The sequence below is a fragment of the Neolewinella aquimaris genome (assembly GCF_014197245.1).
Taxonomy (GTDB): Bacteria; Bacteroidota; Bacteroidia; order Chitinophagales; family Saprospiraceae; genus Neolewinella; species Neolewinella aquimaris.
In genome coordinates this window covers 204,572-223,358 of record NZ_JACIFF010000004.1, presented here as the reverse complement: position 1 = coordinate 223,358, position 18,787 = coordinate 204,572, and the positions used below count along the sequence as shown (strand labels likewise).

Annotated in this window: 17 protein-coding genes; 9 read left to right on the top strand and 8 right to left on the bottom strand. The window is 59.3% G+C overall.

Translation table 11 applies throughout. The annotated features are described in order from the left end of the window. Window positions 1-371 precede the first annotated feature (371 nt). Window positions 372-1,658 carry a tyrosine--tRNA ligase gene (gene tyrS, locus GGR28_RS09545; protein WP_183495557.1) on the bottom strand — a complete coding sequence of 429 codons (1,287 nt, stop codon included), beginning with the start codon at window positions 1,656-1,658 and terminating at the stop codon, window positions 372-374. 123 nt (window positions 1,659-1,781) lie between these two features. Here tyrS and GGR28_RS09540 point away from each other — a divergent pair, with 123 nt between their 5' ends. After that, complete coding sequence (locus GGR28_RS09540; protein WP_183495556.1) at window positions 1,782-3,104, top strand: ABC transporter permease; 1,323 nt, start codon at window positions 1,782-1,784, stop codon at window positions 3,102-3,104. A gap of 68 nt (window positions 3,105-3,172) precedes the next feature. Here GGR28_RS09540 and GGR28_RS09535 read toward each other — a convergent pair whose 3' ends face one another. Both GGR28_RS09535 and porV read right to left on the bottom strand, forming a co-directional pair. Further along, window positions 3,173-4,210: a DUF1015 family protein gene (locus GGR28_RS09535; RefSeq protein ID WP_183495555.1), complete on the bottom strand. Its 1,038-nt coding sequence runs from the start codon at window positions 4,208-4,210 to the stop codon at window positions 3,173-3,175. 235 nt (window positions 4,211-4,445) lie between these two features. Next, a complete protein-coding gene (gene porV / locus GGR28_RS09530; protein WP_183495554.1) occupies window positions 4,446-5,648 on the bottom strand; it encodes a type IX secretion system outer membrane channel protein PorV in 1,203 nt (400 codons plus the stop codon). A gap of 190 nt (window positions 5,649-5,838) precedes the next feature. Here porV and GGR28_RS09525 point away from each other — a divergent pair, with 190 nt between their 5' ends. The 7 genes from GGR28_RS09525 to GGR28_RS09495 all read left to right on the top strand — a co-directional run bounded on the left by GGR28_RS09525 (window position 5,839) and on the right by GGR28_RS09495 (window position 12,215). Beyond that, window positions 5,839-6,390, top strand: coding sequence for a hypothetical protein (locus tag GGR28_RS09525; protein WP_183495553.1), 552 nt, complete (start codon window positions 5,839-5,841; stop codon window positions 6,388-6,390). Between the two features lie 174 nt (window positions 6,391-6,564). Then, a complete protein-coding gene (locus GGR28_RS09520; RefSeq protein ID WP_183495552.1) occupies window positions 6,565-6,804 on the top strand; it encodes an acyl carrier protein in 240 nt (79 codons plus the stop codon). An 87-nt stretch (window positions 6,805-6,891) separates the two neighbouring features. Further along, on the top strand, window positions 6,892-8,160 hold the full coding sequence (gene fabF, locus GGR28_RS09515; RefSeq protein ID WP_183495551.1) for a beta-ketoacyl-ACP synthase II: 1,269 nt from the start codon (window positions 6,892-6,894) through the stop codon (window positions 8,158-8,160). Between the two features lie 11 nt (window positions 8,161-8,171). Next, window positions 8,172-8,915 carry a ribonuclease III gene (gene rnc / locus GGR28_RS09510; RefSeq protein WP_319936716.1) on the top strand — a complete coding sequence of 248 codons (744 nt, stop codon included), beginning with the start codon at window positions 8,172-8,174 and terminating at the stop codon, window positions 8,913-8,915. Between the two features lie 48 nt (window positions 8,916-8,963). Beyond that, window positions 8,964-10,121 carry a sensor histidine kinase gene (locus tag GGR28_RS09505; protein WP_183495550.1) on the top strand — a complete coding sequence of 386 codons (1,158 nt, stop codon included), beginning with the start codon at window positions 8,964-8,966 and terminating at the stop codon, window positions 10,119-10,121. Window positions 10,122-10,126: 5 nt separating this feature from the next. Continuing rightward, a complete protein-coding gene (mnmE, locus tag GGR28_RS09500; protein ID WP_183495549.1) occupies window positions 10,127-11,527 on the top strand; it encodes a tRNA uridine-5-carboxymethylaminomethyl(34) synthesis GTPase MnmE in 1,401 nt (466 codons plus the stop codon). 400 nt (window positions 11,528-11,927) lie between these two features. Continuing rightward, a complete protein-coding gene (locus tag GGR28_RS09495; RefSeq protein WP_183495548.1) occupies window positions 11,928-12,215 on the top strand; it encodes a hypothetical protein in 288 nt (95 codons plus the stop codon). Between the two features lie 80 nt (window positions 12,216-12,295). Here GGR28_RS09495 and GGR28_RS09490 read toward each other — a convergent pair whose 3' ends face one another. Next, window positions 12,296-13,021: a glycoside hydrolase family 73 protein gene (locus GGR28_RS09490; protein ID WP_183495547.1), complete on the bottom strand. Its 726-nt coding sequence runs from the start codon at window positions 13,019-13,021 to the stop codon at window positions 12,296-12,298. Window positions 13,022-13,189: 168 nt separating this feature from the next. Here GGR28_RS09490 and GGR28_RS09485 point away from each other — a divergent pair, with 168 nt between their 5' ends. Beyond that, window positions 13,190-13,690 carry an OmpH family outer membrane protein gene (locus GGR28_RS09485; RefSeq protein ID WP_183495546.1) on the top strand — a complete coding sequence of 167 codons (501 nt, stop codon included), beginning with the start codon at window positions 13,190-13,192 and terminating at the stop codon, window positions 13,688-13,690. Here GGR28_RS09485 and GGR28_RS09480 read toward each other — a convergent pair. The 4 genes from GGR28_RS09480 to GGR28_RS09465 are packed head-to-tail and all read right to left on the bottom strand — an operon-like array spanning window position 13,674 to window position 18,758. Then, window positions 13,674-14,810, bottom strand: coding sequence for a M50 family metallopeptidase (locus GGR28_RS09480; protein ID WP_183495545.1), 1,137 nt, complete (start codon window positions 14,808-14,810; stop codon window positions 13,674-13,676). The genes GGR28_RS09485 and GGR28_RS09480 overlap by 17 nt on opposite strands. Window positions 14,811-14,821: 11 nt before the next feature. Further along, window positions 14,822-15,874 (bottom strand): lysylphosphatidylglycerol synthase transmembrane domain-containing protein, encoded by a 1,053-nt coding sequence (locus GGR28_RS09475; RefSeq protein ID WP_183495544.1) that lies wholly within the window; start codon window positions 15,872-15,874, stop codon window positions 14,822-14,824. A gap of 21 nt (window positions 15,875-15,895) precedes the next feature. Continuing rightward, a complete protein-coding gene (locus GGR28_RS09470; protein ID WP_183495543.1) occupies window positions 15,896-17,203 on the bottom strand; it encodes a Gfo/Idh/MocA family protein in 1,308 nt (435 codons plus the stop codon). Window positions 17,204-17,261: 58 nt separating this feature from the next. Next, window positions 17,262-18,758, bottom strand: coding sequence for a family 20 glycosylhydrolase (locus tag GGR28_RS09465; RefSeq protein ID WP_183495542.1), 1,497 nt, complete (start codon window positions 18,756-18,758; stop codon window positions 17,262-17,264). Window positions 18,759-18,787: the final 29 nt, after the last annotated feature.

Sequence of the window (18,787 nt, the reverse complement as noted above, 5' to 3'; positions counted from 1 at the left end):
ACGCCCTAAAGGGCGGAAGGTGGCAGGTTGTAAGCGCGAGCGATCAAGGTTGGCTCCGGTACAACCAGGCACGATTGTCGTGCAGCGGTTGTCGGCGCGGGATTACTTGCGTGACTTATAAAAAGTAATACGGGAAAACAGGAAAAGACAAGGTGGATAAACCGTCACGAACTAGCAAGGTGACGATCGATTTCAATTAAGTGTACGTAGTTACTCCAAAAAAGAGTCGGTGCATCAAATCAAATTCAAACGTACGGGTAAGGTAGAGAGATTTTCTGATATGCAGAGATCACTGGTGGAATCCTGAGAAAATCCTCACCATTCCGCTACGGTGGTACAAACATAATACGCTAGCACTGTTCGCTACGCATTCAGGAAAGATTTAACAAAAACCGTTTCTTCTTTCCGTTCTCCACTAAAAGGTAGCGTCCGTGCAGCAACATTTCCGGAGTTACGGCGGCATCCGGCTCGCTCACTTTCTCCTTGTTCACGCTGATGGCATTGCCCTGGACCGCCCTCTTGGCCTCGCTTTTGCTGCTCACGATGTCCGTATGGTCGGCCAGCAGGTCCATGATTCCCGCAGGGAGTAAGCTGAGGTCCAGTTCGTAGGTCGGTATGTTCCCACTCAACGAACGGAATGCCCGGACGTCCAGCGCGCGCAGGTCCTCAGCGGTGGCCCCGCGTCCGTACAGCAGGTTGGTAACCCGTTCGGCGGTAGCGAGGCCCTCCCCGCCGTGAATACGCCCGGTCAGTTCGGCGGCCAGGGCGGTGCGGATGGCGGTGATCTCCCGGTAGCGATCCTCACCGGCCAAATGAGCCTCGACGACGGCGCAGTCCGCCAGCACTTCCTCCCTACCGCGCAGGGAGAAGTACTTCAGGTAGGTCGGTACGTCGGCATCGTCGCTGCGCAGCCAGAACTGGTAAAAATCGTAGGGGCTGGTCAGTTCTTCGTCGAGCCAGATGTTGCCCTCGGCACTCTTGCCGAACTTGGTGCCGTCCGCTTTCGTGAGCAGGGGAGTGGTCACGGCAAAGGCCTTCCCCTCCAGGTTACGGCGCACGAATTCGGTGCCGCTGGTGATGTTGCCCCACTGGTCCGATCCGCCCATCTGCACGGTCACCCCGTGGTCGGCGTACAGCAGCTGAAAGTCGTAGCCCTGCAGCAGCTGGTAGCTCAGCTCGGTGAAGGTCATGCCGCTGTCGAGCCGTTTCTGCACGCTGTCTTTACCCATCATGTAGCTCACGGTCAGCGTCTGGCCCACATCGCGCAGGAAGCGCAGCACGTTCATGTCCTGGTAAAAGTCCAGGTTGTTCACGACGCTCATTGCTCCCGCGTTCCCGCCCAGCAGCCGTTCCATTTGTTGTTGTTGGTGGCTCAGATTGTCGTCGAGTTCTTCGTAGGACTTCATTTCCCGCTCCTTGTCCCGTCCGCTGGGGTCGCCGATGCGTCCGGTGGCACCGCCGAAGAGCACGACCGCGTGGTGGCCGGCCCGCATCCAGTGCAGCAGCAACATGATCTGCACGTAGTTGCCGATGGTAAGCGAGGGGGCCGTGGGGTCAAAGCCGATGTAGGCCCGCCGTGGCTCCCGGAGGTGTTCCCGGATGCCGGGGGTAAGCTGGTGGAGCATGCCACGCCATTCGAGTTCGGCGATGAAATCCATAAGTGGGGTGGGGTTGCGGGGGTCTGCGTTTTCGGTTGGGGCGGCAAATATAGGGTGGGCGGGGGCGCGGGTGCAAGGTCCGTTCCGGGAAAGCTGGGCGGATTGGCTTTATCTTTGATCCCTATGAATTTACCCCTGTTCCTGGCCCGGGGAGTCGCCAAGGGTGGCGGGCGCTCCATCAGCCGCACCATCATCGGTATCGCGGTAGTGGCCGTAGCGATCTCGATGGCAACCATGGTACTGGCCAGCGCCCTGATCTCCGGCTTCAAAACGGAAATCTCGGTCAAAATATTCGGCTTCTGGGGCCACATCCACATCACCGAGGAGCGGGCGGCCAACGACATCATGTTGACGTCGGATTACCCCATCAGCACCAAACAGGATTTTTATCCCGGGCTGAAAGAAACCGGCTCCATCGTGTATCGGGAGTTCAACGATCCCTTCGGTGGTGAGCAAGTGGAAGAAAAAACGACCCGGGGCGGCATCCGCCACATCCAACAGTTCATCCTGCTGCCGGGCATCATCTCCGTTTTTCACGAGGGCGAGCGCCTGGCGGACACCGAGCCCCTGGTGCTCAAGGGCATCGCCGAAGATTTCGCCTGGTCGGATTTCGACCAGTACCTTATCGAGGGAGACCGCCTCGAAGTCACCCCCGATTCCACCTCGCGCACCATTCTGATCTCCAACAGCACCGCCCGCCGCCTCAAGATCGGGGTGGGCGACCGCGTCGATTTCGTGTACTTCAGCGGGCTGCGGGAAGAAAAGACCCGGGCCTTCACCGTGGGCGGCATTTACAAGACCGGCCTGGAGGAGTACGACAGCAAATTCGCCATTGTCGACATCAAGCAATTGCGCCGGTTGCTCAACTGGCGCGACGATGAGGTGGGCGGCTTCGAGGTGGCGCTCGACGACATCGATGACCTCGACGCATTTTCCAACTACATCCACTACGACGTCCTGCCCCAGGACCTCTACGCCGACAGCATCCGCAATAAGCTGCGTGAGCTCTTTAACTGGCTCGACATTCAGGACTACAACGGCATCATCATCCTCATCCTGGTGGTCCTGGTCGCCGTCATCAATATGATGACCGCCCTGCTCATCCTCATTCTCGAGCGCACCAATATGATCGGTACGTTAAAGGCCCTCGGTCAGGACAACTGGAATATTCGCAAAATTTTCCTGTACTACGCCGGCTTCATCGTAATAGTCGGACTGCTGCTCGGTAACCTCATCGGGCTCGGGCTGGCGTGGGTGCAGAAAACCTTCGGCATCGTGCAGCTCGACGAAGAGAGTTACTACCTCGCCGTCGCTCCCATTCGCTTGGAGTGGCTCACGATCATTGGGCTGAACGTAGGCACCTTCGTGGTCATTTTACTGTTTCTTATCCTTCCCTCTTACCTCGTGACCAAGATCGATCCGGTGAAGGCGATCCGGTTTAAGTAGGGGGTGGAGGGGTGGAGGGGTGGAGGGGTGAGGGATTGAAGGGGTGAGGGATTGAGGGGGTTGAGGGATTAGGGGATCCATACCAGGAGACCACTGGGGACGCGGGGTTCGAAGCGGGTGCTTTTGGGGGGGAGGGTCCTGCCGGCGGCTACTTCGCTGAAGAATCGTTCCCGTAGAATGGGGCGCCCGATCAGTTTGATCTTAGACTGAAGTTCGGGGGGCATTTGAAAGACTCCGTCTACCAGGCGGGGACACTCCAGGTAGGCCAGGCGAATATCGGCGCGGACATCGGTGATCCCGAACACGGGAGCAAGGATGGTGGCGTTCAGCCATCCGGAGTCGGTCTGCCCGACGGTCTGCTCCTTCCTGCGCAGCAAATAATGTGCTTCACGGTAGCTGAGCAGCCAGTCCCCCCCGCAATCGACCGGTACGGGATCGGCCAGCTGGGTAATGCTAAAGTGTGGGGCCAACCGACGCAGTAGCTCTTCAGGGCTCTGGATGCCGTCGATCACGCGCATGAAGGTGCCGATGCGGAGCTCATCCGCCCCGATGATGACGACGGGAATGTGGTTGCAGGAAGAGAGTCCCTCCACGGCCAGCGCCGCGTGCGTATAGGCTCGGTGGTGTCCGTCGGCAATAACCAGCGAGCCCATCTCCTGCAGATCCACGGAGGGGCCCCGGTAGCCGCCGGAGAGGGCGTAGCGATACCGCTTGTTGTGGTAGTGGAGGACCTGCCCGCTTGGTTCCTCCGTGTGGGTGCTCCACCACTCCTTCAGGGAGGGTACGGTAAGGAGGACGGGCTTCCCGAGGGCTCCGTCGTCCGTGCGGATCAGCCGTCGCTGTCGCTCCAGTCGTCCGAGGAGGGTATTTTCGTGGGGCCGCACGGTGCCGTTGCCGAAGTAGGTGGCGGGCAAAAGGCCGGCGACTCCCCGGACCGTATGCCCGTTGTGCGTGTCGCTTATCCGTAGAAAGGGAAAGCTGGGGCCGTTCTGTTGCTCGAAGGGGAGGGGGGTGAGCGAGCGGATGCCATTGCGGGTAACCGGAAGTTCCGTTACCGCCTCACCGGGTGGGCGATGGTACTGGGGAAAGGGAAGCAGTTGGGGCATGCTACGAAGTTGCCCAAATATATAAAAGAGAAAGGCGTGGCACACGTGCCACACCTTTCCTGAACTAAACCCCAGTTATAAAAATTCTTGTCGACTGCGGCCCCGGGGCCGTTTGTCTGCTGCAATATACGGTCATCGGGCCATAAATATTGTCAACTGCTAAAAAATTTAACGTTGCAACCCCATGATTTCGCGCTTATACCCCATGGGTGGGGAATTGGCCGGTATCCGATCTTTATTCCGGGTTTGCACCGAAATCGAAGAGGACGCTGAACCGCAGCGTGTTGTCGAGCGGATTGCGTTGGTTGCCGGTGGGGACGAGGTAGCTCAGGTTGATTCCGAAAATATTGTACTTCAGTCCGAGACCGGCGGTGAGGTAGCGGCGGCCACCCTTGGTCTGGTCTTCGTGGAAATAGCCGGCGCGCAGGGCGAATTGCTCGGCGTACCAGTATTCCGCCCCGATGCTGAAGTTGAATTCCCGCAGTTCTTCGCTGAATCCGTCGGGCGCATCACTGAAGCTGCTGAAGATGCCACTGATCGGCGACTGGTTGTTGATCTCCGTCTGGGTCTGTTTACACTTGGAGGTACCGTCGCAGGGGGTAGGCACGAGCAGCTTGTTCGTTTCGGCGGTAATGGTAATTTGGTTGTACTGATCCAGATTGAAGGTGTAGGCCGCGCCGATCCCGAGGTTGGCGGGCAGAAAATCGCGGATCGTATCCTGGGTGTAGGTGATCTTGTTTCCGATGTTCGTGATGGCTGCACCAACGGAGAGGATGTTGCCACTGGGGCCGAGGGGCTCGCTGCGGAAGTTGGCTCCGATGTCGGCCGCAATGGCTTGACCCACCTCGATGATCTGTCCGCCCGACTGCTGGCCCGAGGCCAGGTTCGAGTTGATGTACTTACCGGTGATGGAGAGGCCGAAGTTTTCGGAGAGGAGGCGGGTGTAGGCCAGCGCGATCTCAAACTCATTGGGTTTGCCCGTACCGAGGGGGGTGTTGTTGTCGTCGGTGTACTGGATATCGCCGAGGCTGAAGTAGCGGAGGCTGGCGGCGACGGCCTGGTTGTCGCCCAGTTTTTTAAATCCACCGAGGTATGCCAGGTATACGTCATTGAGGCCGAGGGCCTGCAACCAGGGGGTGTAGGTGGCACCCAGTGCCATATCCTGCTCCGAAAAGGCGAGTCGGCTGGCGTTGTAGTGGAGGGCATTGGCGTCCGGGCTGAGGGCAACACCGGCATCGCCCATCGCGCCGCCGCGGGCGTCGGGGTTGATCCGGAGGAAGGGGACGGCCGAGACTACCGTATTCACGCAGGGTGCGCCGGTACCGGGTTGTACGCTTGAGCCATCGGGGCCTTCCTGGCAGGCGCGCTGGGCGTTGACGTTCAGTCCGAAACCGCAGAGAACGGCCACGGCGATGAGTTTGGGGAGTAGTTGTTGCATAGGTTGATTAAGATTCCAGTACAGGTCGGGGCCCTTGGCCTCCGCAGTTTACGGGTGTAGTTACTGGCTAAGGAACGTATTGTGTACCCGCCTTATTTTTTGCAAAAAATTAGAAATTGCCCGGCCGACCCAACGTCGGGCGTGCGAAAGTACGTTCAGCTAGTCCAACCGGTTCTCAATCCACCCCGCAATGATCCCCCTTCGCTACCTGACCTCGCTTGCTTTTTGGCTGATTTTCACCGCTCCCGCGTTCGCGCAAATTGAAGTTAACCCCTACATCGGACTAGCAACCGGCAGCCAGGAAGTACAGCTCCCGGGGCCGACCGACATCTTTGAAACGTATACCGGCGATCACCTGCTGGCGGGCGTCGACCTGCTGTTCGGGGCCGGGCAACTTGCTCCCCTCGCCGGAATCGCCTACCGTCCGAATACCTACGAAAACCAAGCGGGCCGCGCATACAGCGACCACCGCCTCTCCCTTCCTCTGGGGGCGGCCTACCGAATCCTTGCCGCTGATTTTGATCTGAATTTGGTCTTCCATGCCGCGGTAGTGCCGGGTATGTTCTGGGGAGATGACCCGGCCGGCGATGATCGCGGGGTCGACTGGGCGGCACGCGGCGGGCTCACCCTCTACCTCGGTACCGTGACGGTGGGCGGGCAGTACTACTGGAATCTGGGTGAAGACCCGCTGGAAATTACCCGAACGAATGCCTTTATCCTGACTATGGGCGGCAGATTCTAGGGGATCGGGGACGTTCCGTTCACAAAACCGGTGGTTGTGGTGTTACCTTGCCGTTAGGCGAGCAAATTGGTGTATTTGGGGCCCCCGGTGGGCTCATTTGTCACCGAACTTGCGCAAGTAAAGCTTTCGGGCTTTCTTTGCGGCCGCATTTAATCACTAAAGCCACCATAGAATATGGCAAGCATTGAAGAAAAAGTTAAGCAGATCATCGTCGACAAACTCGGCGTTGATGAATCCGAGGTGACCGCTGACGCCAGTTTCCAGAACGATCTGGGCGCCGACTCGCTGGACACCGTTGAGCTCATCATGGAGTTCGAAAAGGAATTCGACATCAGCATCCCGGACGAGCAGGCGGAGAACATCCAGACCGTCGGGCAGGCCGTTACCTACCTCGAAAGCAGTGTAGATAAGTAACCTTCACCCAACCGTTTACTAGCCGCCGCCCGATTACCCCCCAAAGGTAGCGAGCGGCGGTTTTTTTTATAACCGAGCACGACACAGATGAACAGAGTAGTAATCACCGGCATCGGCGCGCTGACCGCCATCGGAAATTCCGTACCCGAGTACCTCGAGGGCCTCCGCAACGGCCGCAGCGGCGCCGGACCCATCACCCAATTCGACGCCGAGCAGTTCAAAACGCAGTTCGCCTGTGAAGTGAAGGACTGGGACCCCACCACCCGGGTCGATAAGCGGGAAGCCCGCCGGCAGGATCGCTATACACTCATGGCTCTCTACTCCACCGACGAAGCCATGCGCATGGCCGGACTGGTCGATGAAGAAGGCAACGTGCTACCCTCCGCCGTAAACCCCGACCGCGCCGGCTGCATCTGGGCCAGCGGCATCGGCGGACTTCGCTCCCTGGAAGAGCAAATCGAAATATTCGACGCGGGCAACGGTACCCCGCGCTATAATCCCTTTATGATCCCCCGCATGATCGCCAACATGGGGGCCGGCCACGTCAGCATGCGCTACAACCTCCGGGGCCCGAGCTACGCCACCGTAAGCGCCTGTGCCTCGGCCGGCCACGCCATGGCCGCCGCCGCCGACGACATCCGCCTCGGCCGCGCCGACGTGATGATCACCGGTGGTTCGGAAGGGGTCATCACCAAAGTTGCCATCGGGGGGTTCAACTCCATGAAGGCCCTCAGTACGCGCAACGACGATCCGGCAACCGCCTCACGTCCCTACGACGCGGACCGTGATGGGTTCGTGCTTGGTGAAGGCGCCGGCGCCTTCGTGCTCGAAAGCCTCGAACACGCCCAGGCCCGCGGAGCGACCATCATCGCCGAGGTGGCCGGCTACGCCGCCAGCTCGGATGCCTACCATATTTCCGCCCCCCATCCCGACGGAGCGGGAGCCAAAATGGCCATGTTGAACGCCATGGAGTACGCCGGGGTCACGCCGGCGGAGGTGGATTACATCAATACCCACGGGACTTCCACCCCACTTGGTGACACGGCAGAGCTCAAAGCCATTCAACTGGCCTTCGGGGAAGATGCTTACCAGCTGAACATCAGCTCTACGAAGTCGATGACCGGCCACCTGCTGGGTGCCGCGGCAGCCATTGAAGCCGTCGCCTGCGTACTGGCGATTCAGCACAATTTCGTGCCCCCGACGATCAATCATTTCACCGATGACCCCGACATCGATCCCCGGTTGAAGCTTACCTTCAACGAGGCCGTAGAACGCCCGGTGGACGTTGCACTCAGCAATACGTTTGGATTTGGTGGGCACAATTCCGCCACTATCTTTAGGCGCTTTAAAGCATAGAGCTCCCGACCGTGATCAAAGCAGTAAGACGGATTTACAATCGCTACTTTTCTCCGGAGAAAGATTTCGTACGGCGATTGCGCCGGCTGCTGGGCTTTACCCCCGCCTATCTAAACGTCTTCAAGCTCGCCTTCTCCCACAAAAGCAGCAACGACAACACCCGCAAGCAACCCTACGGCGGTCAGAACAACGAACGCCTCGAATTTCTCGGTGATGCGGTGCTCGGTACCATTGTCGCGGAGTACCTCTACAAGAAGTATCCCACCGCCGACGAGGGATTCCTCACCAAAATGCGATCCAAGATCGTCAAGCGAAAGTCGCTCAATGCCATCGGCTACGACATGGGCATGGACGAACTGCTCAGCACCTACAACAATACCCGCATCGCCCGGTCCATGCTCGGTAACGCGGTGGAGGCGCTCGTCGGGGCGGTGTACGTCGAACGTGGCTACATCGGTACCACCCACTTTGTCGTCCAGCGAATGCTCCGCAACTACGTCGACATCGAAACCCTGGAAACCTACGACGACAACTACAAGAGCCAGCTCCTGGAACACTGCCAGAAAAACGGTCAGCGCGTCGATTATGAAATCCTTAAGCGCTTCAAGCAGGATAAACGGGACCGTTTCCGCGTCGCCGTAATGATCAACGGACGCCGCATGGCCGTAGGGGAAGACTACAACAAGAAGAGCGCCGAGCAACAGGCGAGCCGCCGGGCACTGAAGGATCTGGGGTTGAACGTGGAGGCGGGGTGAGCGGGGCGTAAGCCCTTTATCTTAGCGCCGCGTCTATTTTCCTAATCCATGACCTTCACCACCTCCCGCTGGCCACTGTATCTCGCCCTGATCGGCTTGGTCATCGTGGTGGCTTCGGTGTGGTACACGAACCGACTGGCGAACCAGCTTTCGGTGATCGAAGAGAACTACGTGCGGTTCTACGAGGCGTCGATGCGGGACATCATCAACTTTGACGGCAGCGATGTAGCGGAGGATGTCTCCACCCAGCAGGAGATCATCGGCAACAACACGACCATACCGGCCATCTGGGCGCTCCAGAGTGGCGGGTATCAGGAAGCCCTGAACTGGGGAGGGCGGGAAGCCGATACGGCCTACATACTGGAACAACTCGACTACCTCAAGGCCCACGGCAAGCCCCCGGTGGAAATGCCCTACGGCGGACTGATGTACTTCGGCACCAGTACGCTGATTACCAAACTGCGCTTATTCCCCTACATCCAGCTGGCGCTGATCGGTGCCTTTGTCGTGATCGGGATATTTGGCATCAACCAGGCGCGCAGGGCGGAACAGAACCGGGTCTGGGTCGGTATGGCCAAGGAAACCGCCCACCAGCTCGGTACCCCAATCAGTGCGATCATGGGGTGGATCGAACACCTCAACCTGATGTACGCCGACAACCGGGAGATCATGGAAGTATCCGACGAGCTGCACAAGGACGTCGAACGCCTCGAAATGGTCGCCAACCGCTTCAGTAAGATCGGCGCCACCCCGGAACTCGACCCGGTAAACATCTATACCGAACTAGACAAATGCCGTGCGTACATGCAGAAACGTGCCCCGCGCCGCGTCACCTTCGACTTCCCCGCCCCCGACACGGGCCACATCCCCGTAGCGATCAACCCACTCCTCTTCGACTGGGTAATCGAAAATCTCGTCCGCAACGCCCTGGATGCCATGGACGGGAAGGGGCAGATCAGCAGCACGGTATCCGAAAAGGACGGTAAGGTCATCATCGAAATCACCGATACCGGCAAGGGGATTTCCGCCCGCAACGCCAGGAAGGTATTCGATCCGGGATTCACCACCAAGAAGCGGGGGTGGGGACTCGGACTAAGTCTGGTCAAACGAATCATCGAGGAGTACCACCGGGGACGGATCGTAGTGGCTCACACCGAAGTGGGTAAGGGGACCACCTTCCGCATCACCCTGCCCCGCGCAAGCTAGCCCCTATGAATTCAGACATCATCATCGCCACCGCCACGCCCCCCGGGGAGGGAGCCATCGGGATCGTTCGCCTCAGCGGGTCCGGAAGCGCCGATCTGTTCGCACCCTATTTCTCGGGCCGCGACCTCCGGGATGCTCCCGCCCGCCTTGCGCACTTTGGGGTACTTCGCGACAAGGAGGGGAACGACATCGACGAGGTGCTGATCACCGTATACCGGGCACCGGCTTCCTACACCGGAGAAGATGCGGTGGAGGTAAGCTGTCACGGCAGCCCCTATATCCTACAGCGCATTCTGCAATTGGGCGGGGACGCAGGAGCAAGGCCCGCCCAACCCGGCGAATTCAGCCAGCGGGCCTTCCTAAACGGAAAACTCGACCTGAGCCAGGCGGAAGCAGTCGCCGACCTCATCGCCTCCCGCTCCGCCGCCGCCCACCGCATCGCCCTGCAACAGCTCCGCGGTGGGGTAGGCAACGAGATCACCGAACTGCGCCAACAACTGATCGACTTCGCCAGCCTGATCGAACTCGAACTCGACTTCGGAGAGGAAGACGTAGAATTTGCCGACCGGGGTCAACTCACGGAACTGGTGCATAAGATCCGCCGCCGTATCGACGCGCTCACTACCTCCTTCCGCCTCGGAAACGCGATCAAGGAGGGCGTAGCCACCGTAATTGCCGGGCGACCGAACGCGGGGAAATCCACCCTCCTCAATGCCCTACTCAACGAGGACCGCGCAATCGTATCCGACATCCCCGGCACCACCCGCGACACCATCGAGGAAAGCATCAACGTCGGCGGAATCGGCTTCCGCCTCATCGACACGGCCGGCATCCGCGACGCGACCGACACCATCGAAGCAATGGGCGTAGCACGAACCCTGCAACGGGTGGCCTCCAGTCATTTGCTGGTCTATGTGTTCGACGTAGTGGAAACCGACCCCGCCACCCTCACTGCCGACTTGGATCGCCTGTACCGCGACGACCTCGAACTGGTAGTCGTCGCCAATAAGATGGATCTCAATCCTTACACCAAATACACCCACTACTTCGGTGAGGCGTACGAAGGCCGTTGGACGGTGCCCCGCGAACGGTTCATCCCCATGATCGCTCGCGACAAGAGTAATCTGGGCTACCTCCAGTCGACGCTACTCGATGTCGTGACCGAGGGGCGTGGCGGCATTGACGCCCAGGAGGTTATTCTCAGTAACGCCCGTCACTACGATGCCCTGCAGCGGGCCGATCAGGCACTCGAGCGCGTAGACCAGGGCCTCCGGACCGGCCTCTCGCAGGATTTTATCGCCATGGACATCCGGCAGAGCCTCCGCGACCTGGGGGAGATCACCGGCGAGATCACTACCGACGACCTACTGGGGAACATCTTCTCGAATTTCTGTATCGGAAAATGACGCTACCCTTACATCAACTGCTTCGCCCGGGCGTTTAGGTCATTGATTCACCAGTTGGAAATAAACCCCTACCTTGGGGAGCTCTCATGTTAATTGAATCGAATTAAAGGTTGCAAATTGAATAATTCCACTCCCCGTCCGCTCGGCCACGCCGAAGGGCAGCCCAAGCAAATTTTGTCCACCGTCCGGAAGGATTGCCTGCCAGCTACTGAAAGTGGCACGGCCGCACCCCGGTACAGCGAAACCGAAGAGGAAAACTTTCGGTTAAATCAGGAGGAGGCCCGGCAACTTTGCACCGATTTCCGGGCGTTCTATGCGGCAAATACCGCATACCAAATTGACCTTTGAACGATACCGGATCTATGAATTGAGAAAGGACGTCCCGCTGTCTTTTCAATTTGTGCTCGCCCTCTCTACGACCGTCGATGAGCACCGCCACGGCGTCACTACGGTCACTTTCGCACCTGTGATAAAGGGTAATTCGCGGTCAAACAACGATCCACACCGCATTCCCATCGAAGCGAAGTCGAACGGAGGATCCGCCCGTATCCTTTCCCGGATGTACGCGGTGGTCAATGCCATTCAGTCCATCGACAAGGCCGCCTTTCTACCGATCGATCACGGTCCGGTCACCCCCGTTGAGGAGCAGGAAACCCGGCGGAAACTGGCCGCCTGGCTCGGGATGTAAGAAAAAAGCCCGACCCCGGGAGGGGACGGGCGAGGTATACACTCAAAACGTCAAACCTTTGGATTTTTGGGATGCCGCCCTCAGGCATCGAGGCGGTGCAGTTCGAGGGATTCGATCATGCGGATCAGTTTGTCGGCGTAGTTGGGGTCGGTGGCGTAGCCGGCCTTGCTCAGTCCCCGGGCCCAGCCCCGGTAGTCTTTGCGGTCGAGGGTGAACAGCTTCCGGTAGCGATCCTTGCGCAGCAGTTGACTGTGGGCGAGGTAGCTCTCTTCCGGCGTAGCGAAATTGCGGAAGAAGTCCTTGTGGTGATCGTCGCTGTGGTTGCTGCAGTGGCCCTTGCTGCACGTCTTGCTGAAGCACTTCAGACCGAAGTGGTTGTTGCTGCGGGTGGCCAGGGTACTCTGACCGGTACCGCTTTCCAGAAGGCCCTGGGCCAGGGTGATACTGGCGGGGATGCCGTGGGCGTCCATCTGCGCCACCGCGATGCGCTGGTATTGGTTGATGTATTCCAGTTGCTTGAGTTCCCTGGCGGTCCAGTTTCGCTTCTCGGGCCGGAAGCTGACCAACTTGGCACTTCCGTCGCGGGCGTTGCCGCCATCGGAAAAGACCGAGGCCGAGTTCACTCCGAAGAGGCCACCCCCATTGAGGCTTACCGTGAAGCTCAGCTCCTTACGGGTGACTACAATTGCCAGGAGGATCAGGACCGACACTTTGGTCCACGGACTAGTAACCTGACGGTGAAGTCGCCGGTAAAGGTCCTCGATAAACAAACGCCAGCCGCGCGGTATGGGAAGGTTAACTTTCATCTTGCTTGCTTGAAGCCACAAGGTACGGTAGAATGTTGGTTGTTCAAATAACTTAAAACAAAATGTATGTAATAGGCTTTCCGAACTGGATCACCTTTAACGCTACCTTAAACCGTGTACGCCCGTCCACCGGCTATCTTTGCAGTCTACCAACGCAAGTTCACGCCCATGCCCCGCCTCATTCTCTTTCTGCTGATCTCCCTGACTTCCCTTACCTCCCTCACCGCGCAGAAGTACGGACACCTCAACTTTGCTAACCTCCTATCCCAGATGCCCGGCACGAAGGCTGCAGAAGCGGAATTGAAGACCTACAATCAGCAATTGGTGGCTGTAGGGGAAAAGATGGTGGAAGATTACCGGGGGCGTGTTAGGGAGTTAGAGGCCCAGGTTGATGACCTTCCCCCCATCGAGGTGAATAAATTTCGGGCTGAATTGGATGGAGAACGGGAAAAGATCGGACTGTACGAACAGCAAATGGCCAGCGACCTGGAAAAGAAGCGGCAGGAGTTGCTCGGTCCCCTGATTCAGCAAGCGCGCGATGCCATCGATGCCGTTGCGCAGGAAAATGGGTACCAGTTGGTATTCGACACTTCCCTCTTCAATACCGTCCTCTTTGCCCAGGACAGCGACGATCTCATGGAACTGGTGAAGGCTAAGCTGGGGATGTAAACCGCTTATAGAAGCGCCTCGGCGACTGGTCCAGCAACTGGATCACATCTTCCGTAAATACGAAACCGACGATCACCCCCCGGTCGTAAATCGCCGCCCCGTACACGTTCGCTTCCACGATGCGCTCGGTAAGCTGTAGCAGGCTGTCCGTAGGCTGCGCGGCGATGTACTCCGGTTCGTAGAACGATACCACCCGCTGCTCCCGGTCCGCCTCCCGTAGCAAAACCTCGCGCTCCACGAATCCGCTGAGTTGGTTCCAGTTGTCGTAGACGGGCAGGACCTTGGCGTCGGTTTTGGCGAAAACCGCACGGGCCCGTGCCACGCGGTCGTTCGCGTAAATTCGATCGGTAAGCGGGCTGCGTAGCACTTCTTTCATCACCGCCCGGGCAAGCCGTCGCCGCTGCCACCCGCGGTTAAGCTCGATGGCCGAAAAAGATACGATGAACAGGGAGCTCAGTCCCAACAGGGGATCCTCGAGTTGAAACGAAAGAGCGATCAGGCCCCCACCGATTGCGATACCGAGCAGGGTTGTAATTACGGTTGCGGCTCGTTCCCCAACCGGTCGCTTTAGCAGGGCCCGCAGAATTCTACCCCCATCGAGTGGATAAGCCGGCAGCAGGTTCCCGATGGCCAGTACAGCATTCACGGCCAGGGTAATGCCCAGCAGCTGTTCGGCGGGGGAGGGCACCACAATTAGGTTGCCGAAGGGGTTGAGGTAGAATTGGATGAGGTACTTCCCGCCCGGCTGCAACAGTAGCAAGGGAAGGGCAATCAGTGCCAGCAAAATGTTGGCCAGGGGCCCCGCAAAGTAGATCAGTATCTCATCGCGGATCCGCTTCGGCTCTTCCGGGATCAGTGCTCCGCCTCCGAGCGGGAATAGAATGATCTTCTCCGCTACTACGCCACGGCTTTTCGCGGTCAGGGCATGCCCGAGTTCGTGGATCAGGACAAAGAGAAACAGCAAAAGCGTAATCCCCGACCACCATTGCACCTGCGTCCACCGCAAACCAACTCCTGCTTCGTACGAATAGACAAGAATGGCTACCGGGACCAGTAAAAAGGACCAGTGCAGTTCCGTAGGAACGCCGAAGATGCGGCCGATGCGCCAGGAACGGAACAAGCTGTCTGGTTTTATGAGGGGGTATACGAACGGTTGATACGCGGCAGCAACAACAGCGCCAACAACCCAATTAACACGTTACAACCAATATTGATGGAAAAAAAGGAAATATTGGCCCAGCTAAAGCCATCTTCCCCCGGTAGGCCGTACAATCCCAGCGCACTCTGCGCCATGTAGTGGTAGCTGCCCATCCCCCCCGGGCTCGGGACTACGATGCCCCAGCCACCCGAAACAAAGGTCGTCAGCGCCGCTTCCGGCCCCAGCCCCGCCGTCGGTGCAAACGACAGGAATACGAAGTAGGTCATCAGGAAGTACATGAACCAAATGTTGAGGCTGTACAGCACGAACAGCCCCGGATGCTGAACGGTGGCAATGGTCCGGATCCCCTCCCCAAAACCTTGTATAATGGTCACCACCTTTGCCCCCAGGCGCGTTGCCAGAATGCGCCGACGTTGAAACCAGGCCAGCGCGAGGCCACCTACGGCCAGGATCACGGCACTGGTCAGTAGCCACTCCAGACCGGCCAGCCGGTCGCTGATGGAGGCGTTCTCGTCGACCCACGCCCAGATCCGGTCGCCGGCGATGAGCAGAGTAAGTCCGGTGAGGGCGAGCAGGCTGACCACGTCGACCATGCGATCCACTACGACCGTACCGACCACCCGTTCCAGTTTAATGTTTTCGTAGCGCGCCATGGCCGCCGGCCGCACGATCTCGCCGAAACGGGGAAACCCCAAATTAGCCAGGTAGCCCAGGTTGATGGTGAGGAAGGCGTTGATGAAGCGCGGGGTTTTGCCCAGGGTGCGCAGGAGCATGTTCCACCGCAGGGCCCGACTTACGTTGCTGATGCAGAAAGCGATCAGGGTCATGCCCAGCCACCAGAAGTTGGCCCCCCGGAAGTCGCGCAGGACCTTGTCGAGCAGGCTGCACTCGTCGCCCGCTATGCCCCGCAGCGCACAGTCCGCCGCGTAGGCCGCCTGCTGATTGCGGTACACGAGATAGAGGATGCCGAAGCCGAGACCTACGAAGACCAGGAACTTAAGCGTATTGGAGACCGATTGCGACATGGGCGCGAAGATATACCCACCCTAGGGATGTACGTACGGCGCCCGGTACGTCCGCATCAGCAAATCTTCGTACCCCTCGGTGATCTTTCTGGTGACCGGATCGTAACGCAACGGCCGGCCCGCCACCAAGGCCAGATTCCCCAGTATGCAGGAAGCGGTAGAAATCACTCCCTCCTCCACATCCGCCACCGGCCGGCCGCCGTGATCGATGGCGTTTAGGAAGTCGGTCAGGTGCGCCCGGGTGGCCGGAGCGGTGTGCAGTTCGATGTTTTTTTCCGTCACGTCCTCCGGAAATTCCTCCCGCTCGTAGACGGCCTCCACCCGGACCGGCTCACCCCGCAGGGGCGTAAACTCGTATTTGTGGGGGTCGGCCTTGAGGGTGCCCCGGTCGCCGTAGAGGGTCATGGCCCAGGGGAAGTCGGGGTCCGCCGCCTCACCCCAGCTGCGGTGTTGCCATACGCAGTCGAGCCCCTCGTAGGCAAATACCACGTGCTGGGTGTCAGTGGTCGTCGCATCCGCCTGGGTCTGCACGTAAATTCCGCCGGTGCTGTACACTTCCTGCGGCCAGCCGAGTCCGAGCATCCAGCGGGTCATGTCGAGCATATGGACGCACATGTCCCCCACAATGCCATTGCCGTATTCCTGGAAGGAGCGCCACCGCCGGTGGGGCAGCCCCCTGTAGGGGAGTAGGGGAGCGGGGCCGGTCCAGCGGTCGTAATCGAAAAAGTCCGGCACTTCCTCCACCTCCCGCACCGCCGTGTCGCGCATATGGTAGTAGCAGCAGACCTCTACGTGGCCGATCTTTCCCAGCATGCCCGCATCGACAATGTCCTGTTTTGCCTGCACGAGGTGGGGGGTGCTGCGCCGTTGCAATCCGATTTGTACGACCCGACCGTGCTTGCGGGCCGCATCCATCACTGCCTCACATTCGCGGATGTCCACGCCGACGGGCTTTTGTAAGTACACATGGGCCCCGGCTTCCAGGGCCGCGATGGCGGGCAGGGCGTGCCAGTGGTCGGGGGTGCCGATGAGCACGATTTCGGGGCGCTGCTCGCGCAGCATAGTCTCATAATTACCGTATCGCTTGGGTCGCGCTCCCGGCTGCCGTTCCTTGACCAGTCGCTCGGCTTCATCGAGCATGTGTTCGTCTACATCACAGAGGCCCACCACCTCCACTTCGGCCACCTGCAGCAGGCGCATCAGGTCGCTCTTACCGTACCACCCACAGCCGATCAGGGCTACTGTTCGGGGGTCGGCGGCGCGCGGGAGCGGTGAAAATGGAAGGGCAAAGAGGGCCGGGGTGGTCTGTAGGAAGGTGCGTCGTTTCATAGTAGTAGCGGCGACTTCAATCGCCCTGCTGCAAAATACGAACGAGCGGGAAAGCAGCCTACTCCTTCAGCACCCGGGTGGCGTAGGTTCCGATTCCCTGTGTTTTAAGCCACTCCTGGTGGGCGGTGAGTCGGCGCTTGAAATCCTCCCATTCCCTTCGGTCCTGGGGCGTCCATCCTACCTCGGCCAGGGCGAGCAGGCGGGGGAAGGTGAGGTAGTCGATGTCTTCCAGCGTGCGGATGGTTTCCCCCCAGAGGGGAGCCTCCACGCCCATGATGTCGCTGTCCGTTAATCCCGGTGCCAGGGCAGCGGGGTCCCAGAGGTAGGCCGAGTCGACTTCGATGTAGGCGGCCCAGTGCAGGCCGATGCGGCTGCTGCTGTCGTACTGCATGTCGAGGTAAGTGCGGGTGGCGGGGCTCATCAGCACAGGGTTGCCGGCCTCCTTGGCCTTTACGGCATACTCGGGGTGGGCCCACAGTTGCACGACCGTATTTTCGGCAAGCGAGGAAGTGGCTACCTCGTCCCAGCCCATCGGCGTCTTGCCGTTTTGCGTGATGATCTGCTGTACTTCGTTGACGAACCTCACGTAATCCTCGTGGTCGGTGGCGTCGCTCTCATCTCCGCCGAGGTGGAAATAGGGACCAGGGGTGAGCGCACCAATCTCACGGACGACATCGTCGATCATGATGTACACCGAGTCCTGGTCGGTATCGAAGGTGCTGAAGCCCACTTCCGTTCCCGTATAGGGTTCGGTGGCCTTTCCGTCAGCGTTCAGGATGGGGTAGGCCGAGAGGGCGGCGTTGGTGTGTCCGGGCATGTCGATCTCGGGCACGATGGTGATGCCCCGGCTGTCGGCGTATTCGACGATGTCGGTGTAGTCCTCCTGGGTGTAGTAGCCGCCCGGCGTACCGCCGACTTCCGATTTCCCACCAATCTCCGCGAGCTTCGGCCAGGATTTGATCTCGATGCGCCAGCCCTGATCGTCGCTCAGGTGCAGGTGCAGGTGGTTGATCTTGTAGGCGGCAATGCGGTCGATGACCGCCTTTACCTCTTCCACGTTAAAGAAATGACGGGCCACGTCGAGCATGTATCCGCGGTAGGCAAAACGGGGTTGGTCCTCTATGCTTCCTTCGGAGATGTACACGGCTCCTGCGTCCGCGCCCGAAAAATGCAGCACCTGTTCCAGGGTTTTGACGGCGTTGAGCATGCCCTCGCGGTCGCTGGCCAGGATTTGGATTTCGCCGTCCTCAAAATCGATGCGGTAGCCCCCGTTTTCCATTCCACCGCGGGTGCTGTACTGGAGGGGCAGCACGAGTTTGGGCATCCGGTCGCTCAGGTACTGCTGGGCGGTGGCGATGTCGGTATTACTGCTGGGTGTGATCTCGCCCTTGTACGTTTTATAGTAGCTGACGTCTTCGCCGTCCCGTATCTCGGCCGGTAGCGGAATCAGGGGAAGTTCGGACAGGGCCGGAACCTGCGCGGGCGGGGGGGGAGCGTCGGCGGGGCCGCAGGTGCAGAGCAAAAGCGGAAAAAGCAGGGAAACTAGGGTGCGCATACGAAGATTTATGGGAAAACAAATGTAAT

What these genes read in the sequence shown, in the direction of transcription:
- GGR28_RS09470 (WP_183495543.1), bottom strand. Translation starts at nt 17,203, where the DNA reads ATGAAACGACGCACCTTCCTACAGACCACCCCGGCCCTCTTTGCCCTT.
- porV (WP_183495554.1), bottom strand. Translation starts at nt 5,648, where the DNA reads ATGCAACAACTACTCCCCAAACTCATCGCCGTGGCCGTTCTCTGCGGT.
- tyrS (WP_183495557.1), bottom strand. Translation starts at nt 1,658, where the DNA reads ATGGATTTCATCGCCGAACTCGAATGGCGTGGCATGCTCCACCAGCTT.
- mnmE (WP_183495549.1), top strand. Translation starts at nt 10,127, where the DNA reads ATGAATTCAGACATCATCATCGCCACCGCCACGCCCCCCGGGGAGGGA.
- GGR28_RS09525 (WP_183495553.1), top strand. Translation starts at nt 5,839, where the DNA reads ATGATCCCCCTTCGCTACCTGACCTCGCTTGCTTTTTGGCTGATTTTC.
- GGR28_RS09540 (WP_183495556.1), top strand. Translation starts at nt 1,782, where the DNA reads ATGAATTTACCCCTGTTCCTGGCCCGGGGAGTCGCCAAGGGTGGCGGG.
- GGR28_RS09475 (WP_183495544.1), bottom strand. Translation starts at nt 15,874, where the DNA reads ATGTCGCAATCGGTCTCCAATACGCTTAAGTTCCTGGTCTTCGTAGGT.
- GGR28_RS09520 (WP_183495552.1), top strand. Translation starts at nt 6,565, where the DNA reads ATGGCAAGCATTGAAGAAAAAGTTAAGCAGATCATCGTCGACAAACTC.
- fabF (WP_183495551.1), top strand. Translation starts at nt 6,892, where the DNA reads ATGAACAGAGTAGTAATCACCGGCATCGGCGCGCTGACCGCCATCGGA.
- GGR28_RS09465 (WP_183495542.1), bottom strand. Translation starts at nt 18,758, where the DNA reads ATGCGCACCCTAGTTTCCCTGCTTTTTCCGCTTTTGCTCTGCACCTGC.
- GGR28_RS09485 (WP_183495546.1), top strand. Translation starts at nt 13,190, where the DNA reads ATGCCCCGCCTCATTCTCTTTCTGCTGATCTCCCTGACTTCCCTTACC.
- GGR28_RS09490 (WP_183495547.1), bottom strand. Translation starts at nt 13,021, where the DNA reads ATGAAAGTTAACCTTCCCATACCGCGCGGCTGGCGTTTGTTTATCGAG.
- GGR28_RS09535 (WP_183495555.1), bottom strand. Translation starts at nt 4,210, where the DNA reads ATGCCCCAACTGCTTCCCTTTCCCCAGTACCATCGCCCACCCGGTGAG.
- GGR28_RS09505 (WP_183495550.1), top strand. Translation starts at nt 8,964, where the DNA reads ATGACCTTCACCACCTCCCGCTGGCCACTGTATCTCGCCCTGATCGGC.